Origin of the sequence: Peribacillus simplex (genome assembly GCF_001542915.1) — a bacterium.
Classification (GTDB): domain Bacteria; phylum Bacillota; class Bacilli; order Bacillales; family DSM-1321; genus Peribacillus; species Peribacillus simplex_B.
The window spans coordinates 14,782-20,801 of the sequence record NZ_LNNH01000008.1 but is presented as its reverse complement, the minus strand read 5'-3'; the positions used below and the strand labels follow the sequence as shown (position 1 = coordinate 20,801).

Genomic DNA, 6,020 nt, shown 5'->3' with positions numbered 1-6,020 from the left:
ATATGTTTGGTGGCGATAGCGAAGAGGTCACACCCGTTCCCATTCCGAACACGGCAGTTAAGCTCTTCAGCGCCGATGGTAGTTGGGGGTTTCCCCCTGTGAGAGTAGGACGCCGCCAAGCCATTAGAAAAAAGATCAGCCACCTCGGCTGGTCTTTTTTCGCATTGTTTCGGTTTCTAAAATAGGCGGAAGCATCAATTGACGAACCTTTCGGACTTCAGCCATTCAAATATTAGTAATGGCACCTTAGCTTGGCTTATTTTGAGGAATTGCACAATACAGGGGTAATCATCGTTAGGCATTGTTTTCAGCAGTTCTGCCCACCATTCTGTTTCATAACGGGCTATTATACTAAGATTATAAGAAATCAAATAATGCAGCAAAAGTTCAGGTAATGAAAAAGCTGCCGAATCTTTATTGATTGATAGCATGAACTGCCCTTCTGCCCAATTGAAGCGAATCGGAGAAGAGGCATTATGCATGAGGGTGTGATCAGGTTTTAGCAGGAGGGCTCCAGAAGCTTCCTCAATATGGTACACTTGATTCGTTCTGGAGTTTAAAAACTCCTCCAAACGGCTGCTGGACATCCGGTAGTTATCCAGTACGGCTGGGGTTAATTGAAAACAATCGGAGTTCTGCAAGAGAGGAATGAAGTTATTCCGGGAAGCGGACCATGAGAAGGTTTCCATATCCGGAATTTCCTTCAATAGGGTAGCCATGGAATACTTTTCACCTTCTAGATGCCTGATATGGAACATTTTTTCGGCAATGCAGGTGAAAAGCCCATTCTTTTGCGTTTTCACTTCATCCTTTAAAAACTCGTATTGCTGCTTTTTTCTTTTTCTCGTCGTGACCCCGTGAGCAAGTAAGGAAGTCGATTCAGGGTAGTTAGGGTCAATCGTGAGCAGGCAGGCTTTAAGCAGTTGAGCAAAACCATAAAATGATAGGATTGGCTGTATCGAAAGCGGAGATATGGCCGCCTGTTTATAATAAGTTTTTGCATGTTCCAAGTGATATATGAATGGATAACAATTTTCGTAACTTTTCATTTCCGCATCTGCAATTTTTTCATGGTTGTAACACTTTTGTAAAAAAAGTTGTGAGGAAGATGCGGAAAAAAAAGGGGTATATTTATCGAAATTATCATTGTTTTCAGGCATTGCAGCTTCTCCTTCTAATTAATAGAATAATCAAACATTTACTTCTCTTCTTGACAGTAGTATGTCCTATTGATAACCTACAAATAATATTTTTAAGCAGGAGGGGAAAATAATGTGGGAAAATAAATTTGCAAAAGAGGGTTTAACCTTTGATGATGTCCTATTAATTCCAGCGAAATCAGAGGTTTTACCGAAAGATGTTAACCTTCAAGTCAGTTTAGCCGAAAATCTGAAGCTAAACCTTCCTATCATCAGCGCAGGAATGGATACCGTGACAGAGGCTGAGATGGCGATTGCCATGGCTCGTCAGGGCGGACTCGGCATCATTCATAAAAATATGTCGATTGAAGCACAAGCTGAGCTAGTTGATAAAGTAAAGCGTTCAGAAAGCGGCGTAATTACTGATCCGTTCTTCTTAACCCCAGATCACCAAGTATTTGATGCAGAGCATTTGATGGGCAAATATCGGATTTCAGGTGTGCCTGTCGTAAACAATATCGAAGATCAAAAGCTTGTTGGTATCATTACTAACCGTGATTTGCGATTTATTTCCGATTTCTCCTTGAAGATTTCCAGTGTCATGACGGTAGAAAACCTTGTGACAGCGCCTGTGGGAACCAACTTGGAGCAAGCTGAGAAAATTCTTCAAAAATATAAAATAGAAAAGCTTCCCCTTGTAGATGATCATGGCGTTCTTAAAGGACTTATTACGATCAAGGATATCGAGAAGGTCATTGAGTTCCCGAACTCAGCTAAAGATAAGCAAGGAAGATTGCTTGCAGGTGCTGCTGTCGGTGTGACCAAAGATACGATGAAGCGTGTAGAAATGCTTGTGAAGTCCCACGTCGATGCAATTGTCCTTGATACTGCCCACGGTCACTCTGCTGGAGTTCTGGATGTGGTGAAGGAGATCCGCGAGACATATCCAGAATTAACGATCATTGCCGGTAACGTGGCAACTGCCGAAGGAACGAAAGCATTGATCGAAGCTGGAGCCGACGTGGTGAAGGTTGGAATCGGTCCTGGTTCAATCTGTACGACAAGGGTTGTAGCCGGTGTAGGCGTCCCTCAAATCACGGCAGTCTTCGATTGTGCGACGGAAGCAAGAAAACATGGTAAGACGATCATCGCCGATGGCGGGATTAAATACTCTGGAGATATCGTTAAAGCACTAGCGGCAGGAGGACATGCAGTCATGCTCGGCAGCATGCTTGCCGGTGTAACCGAGAGCCCGGGCGAAACGGAAATCTTCCAAGGCCGCCGCTTTAAAGTATATCGCGGCATGGGTTCTGTAGCTGCCATGGAAAAGGGATCTAAAGACCGTTACTTCCAAGAGGATAATAAGAAATTCGTTCCGGAAGGCATTGAAGGCCGCCTTCCATATAAAGGACCATTATCCGATACGATCTTCCAACTGCTAGGTGGCATTCGTTCCGGAATGGGTTATTGCGGTACAGCGACATTGGAGGAATTGAGGGAAAACTCCCAATTCGTGAAAATGACTGGTGCCGGATTAAGAGAAAGTCATCCACATGATGTCCAAATTACAAAAGAAGCACCGAACTATTCCTTGTAATGATTTTAACATCTAACCGTCATTAAAATTTATTGTGAAAATAGACAGAGTCCTCGATTACTCTGTCTATTTTTTTTATTTTTTCTGTGATAAACTAGACAAGGTGTCAAGGGAATTACATAAAGATTTTTCTTTGTTAATAGAGATTAGCTTAAAAGTTGGAGGTATTGGAAATTGAAAAAAATCAGCAAGATAACCCTCATTTTCACTTTTGTTTTTGTTCTTGTTATGTCGCAATTTGCCTATCAACCGGGGGAAGCTGTTGCTGAATCTGATAATTTAGGTTTAAAAGCAGAAGCAGCCATCATCATTGATGGTAAAACAGGTCAAATCGTGTATGAAAAAAATGCCGATAAAGTATTGGGCATCGCTTCCATGTCAAAAATGATGACTGAGTACATCATAATGGAGTCCATTAAAAATGGGAAAATCAGTTGGGATCAAAAAGTAAAAATCAATAAGTATGTGCATGATCTTTCAAAAGCACCGAATCTGTCGAATGTTGGTTTGACGGAAGGTGAGGACTATACAGTTAAAGAACTTTATCAAGCTATGGCCATCTATTCAGGAAATGCAGCGACAGTTGCATTGGCTCAGCTTGTTTCCGGAAGTGAAAAGAATTTCGTTAAATTAATGAACGAAAGAGCAAGTAAATTAGGCTTGAAAAATCATAGATTCGTAAATGCCAGCGGTTTGAACAATTCCGATTTATTGGGGGAATACCCTACCGGTAAAGCAGATGATGAAAACGTCATGACAGCGAAGGATACTGCTCTGCTTGCCTATCGTCTTATCAACGATTATCCTGAGGTATTAAAAATCGCCAGCATCTCCAAATTGAAATTCCGAGATGGTAAGGAATATCCGAACTTCAACTGGATGCTGCCAGGCCTTATATTCGAATATAAAGGCGTGGATGGGCTGAAAACGGGATCCACTGATTATGCCGGCTATGGCCATACAGGTACGGTCATACGGGATGGTCAACGCTATATCACGGTCGTCATGAAGTCCACTAATAAGAATGAACGTTTTGCCGACAGCACCAAGCTGATGAACTATGCGTATGCAACCTTCAAAAAAGAAAAAGTCCTTCCAGCCAAGTATCAGGTGAAAGGGGAAGAAACCCTTTCGGTTGTTAAAGGTAAGGAAAAAAGCGTCAAGATTGAATCAGAAAAAGCAATTGAGCTGCTAGTTGAAAATGGCGGTAAAGATAACTATAAAACCGATCTAGTGATCGATAAAAACAAATTGAACGAAGCCGGTAAGCTGACGGCACCAATCAAAAAAGGTGAAAAGCTCGGTTACATCACCGTCACTCCTAAAAAGGGCGAAGATTACGGGTACATTAACGGCAATTCAACAAAAGTTAATGTCGTAGCTGCCGAAACGGTAGAAAAAGCAAATTGGTTCGTATTATCCATGCGGGCAGTTGGCGGATTCTTCGGGGATGTATGGAGCAGTGTAGCTTCTACTGTTAAAGGTTGGTTTTAATATTCGTGTATAAAAGTGTTGCGTAATGTATAAAATTATAGTACATTATGGAAAACAATCCGATACGAACAAAAGCAATGACAGGAATTAGTAACAATGATTTCTTTCCGAAGAGAGCCGGTGGTTGGTGGAAACCGGTGTGAGAATTTTGTGAATCCCTCCTGGAGTAGAGTATGGAAAGCCCCTTTTGGGCCAGTAATTACTTTCGGTTAAAAGCCGTTATCTTGGTAAGTGGTAGGCAGTTTTCATATGCCTTCAACTAGGGTGGCAACGCGGGTTAACTCTCGTCCCTTCTTTAGGGGACGGGAGTTTTTTGCGTTCTTTTATAGATCATAAAAATAAGAAGGAGGAATTGAAAAATGTTGGATTTGAAATATGTGAGAAATAATTTTGAAGAAGTAAAACGAGTACTGCAATTCAGAGGAGAAGACTTAACCGATTTAGGGAAATTCGAGGAGCTTGATGTGAAGCGCCGCACGCTGATTGCCGAAACGGAAAAATTGAAAAGCAAAAGGAATGAAGTTTCTCAGCAAGTGGCCGTCTTGAAAAGAGAGAAAAAGGATGCGGATCAGATGATTTCCGAAATGCGTGAAGTCGGCGATCGAATCAAAGGGTTCGATGATGAGCTTCGTGAAGTGGAGGGCAGATTAGACACGTTACTGCTTTCCATCCCCAATATCCCTCATGAAAGTGTGCCGGTGGGAGAGACGGAAGACGATAATGTCGAAATTCGCAAATGGGGCGAAGTGCCTGAGTTCAAGTTTGAACCTAAACCGCATTGGGATGTAGCTGGAGATTTAGGTATCCTTGATTTTGAAAGGGCGGCTAAGGTGACTGGAAGCCGATTTGTTTTTTATAAAGGTCTTGGCGCTCGACTGGAGCGCGCCTTAATCAGCTTCATGCTGGATCTTCATGTCGAAGAGCACGGCTATGAGGAAATGCTGCCTCCATATATGGTGAACCGTGCAAGCATGACGGGCACTGGTCAATTGCCTAAATTCGAGGAAGATGCCTTTCGGATCGAAAGTGAGGATTACTTCTTGATTCCTACAGCCGAGGTGCCTGTGACGAATTACCACCGTGATGAAATCATGAGTGGCGATGACCTGCCGATTAGCTATGCGGCATTTAGCGCTTCTTTCCGATCCGAAGCTGGATCTGCCGGACGGGATACCCGCGGGTTGATTCGTCAGCATCAGTTCAACAAGGTTGAATTAGTGAAATTCGTGAAGCCGGAAGATTCTTATGCAGCGTTGGAGACTCTTACAGGTCATGCAGAAAAAGTCCTGCAATTGCTGGGCCTTCCATATCGGGTGCTAAGCATGTGCACGGGCGATCTTGGTTTCACGGCTGCCAAGAAGTATGATATCGAGGTTTGGATCCCGAGCTACGGTACGTATCGTGAAATTTCTTCTTGCAGTAACTTTGAAGCATTCCAGGCTAGGCGGGCCAATATTCGCTTCAGACGTGATGCAAAAGGCAAACCGGAGCACGTTCATACATTAAACGGTTCTGGTTTGGCGATTGGCCGTACTGTTGCAGCCCTTTTGGAGAATTATCAACAGGAAGATGGCAGTGTAATCATTCCTGAAGTATTAAGGCCGTATATGCGCGGTGCGGAAGTCATTAAACCGTAAGTTTTCAGCGAATGCAAGAAAATCAGCCTCCTTAGAAAAGAGGCTGATTCAGTTTGTAGACAAAAGGGGTTCGGAATTAAAAAATTCCGAACCCCTTTTGAAATTCCTTTGAAATTTTGACCAAAGGTTACGAGATTTGGGCTCTTCGAGCCA

Annotated in this window: 4 protein-coding genes, 1 rRNA gene and 1 other annotated feature; of the genes, 4 read left to right on the top strand and 1 reads right to left on the bottom strand. The window is 42.9% G+C overall.

Going from position 1 to position 6,020, the window contains the following annotated elements:
* The first annotated feature begins 5 nt into the window (after positions 1-5).
* Positions 6-121, top strand: a 5S ribosomal RNA gene (gene rrf / locus AS888_RS02505).
* A gap of 73 nt (positions 122-194) precedes the next feature.
* Here the strand turns inward: rrf and AS888_RS02500 are convergent.
* The gene (locus AS888_RS02500; RefSeq protein WP_061140636.1) at positions 195-1,160 is read right to left on the bottom strand and encodes a YaaC family protein; all 966 of its coding nucleotides are present in this window, start codon (positions 1,158-1,160) and stop codon (positions 195-197) included.
* Between the two features lie 112 nt (positions 1,161-1,272).
* Between AS888_RS02500 and guaB the strand changes: the two genes are divergently transcribed.
* The 3 genes from guaB to serS all read left to right on the top strand — a co-directional run bounded on the left by guaB (position 1,273) and on the right by serS (position 5,867).
* Positions 1,273-2,736: an IMP dehydrogenase gene (guaB, locus tag AS888_RS02495; protein ID WP_061140635.1), complete on the top strand. Its 1,464-nt coding sequence runs from the start codon at positions 1,273-1,275 to the stop codon at positions 2,734-2,736.
* A 174-nt stretch (positions 2,737-2,910) separates the two neighbouring features.
* Positions 2,911-4,230 (top strand): D-alanyl-D-alanine carboxypeptidase family protein, encoded by a 1,320-nt coding sequence (locus AS888_RS02490; RefSeq protein WP_155645357.1) that lies wholly within the window; start codon positions 2,911-2,913, stop codon positions 4,228-4,230.
* Positions 4,231-4,298: 68 nt separating this feature from the next.
* Positions 4,299-4,525 (top strand) — a binding site (T-box leader).
* Between the two features lie 64 nt (positions 4,526-4,589).
* Complete coding sequence (gene serS, locus AS888_RS02485) at positions 4,590-5,867, top strand: serine--tRNA ligase (RefSeq protein WP_061140634.1); 1,278 nt, start codon at positions 4,590-4,592, stop codon at positions 5,865-5,867.
* Positions 5,868-6,020: the final 153 nt, after the last annotated feature.

Excerpts from the sequence above, each read along its gene's own strand:
- serS (WP_061140634.1), top strand. The coding sequence starts at position 4,590 with ATGTTGGATTTGAAATATGTGAGAAATAATTTTGAAGAAGTAAAACGA.
- guaB (WP_061140635.1), top strand. The coding sequence starts at position 1,273 with ATGTGGGAAAATAAATTTGCAAAAGAGGGTTTAACCTTTGATGATGTC.
- AS888_RS02500 (WP_061140636.1), bottom strand. The coding sequence starts at position 1,160 with ATGCCTGAAAACAATGATAATTTCGATAAATATACCCCTTTTTTTTCC.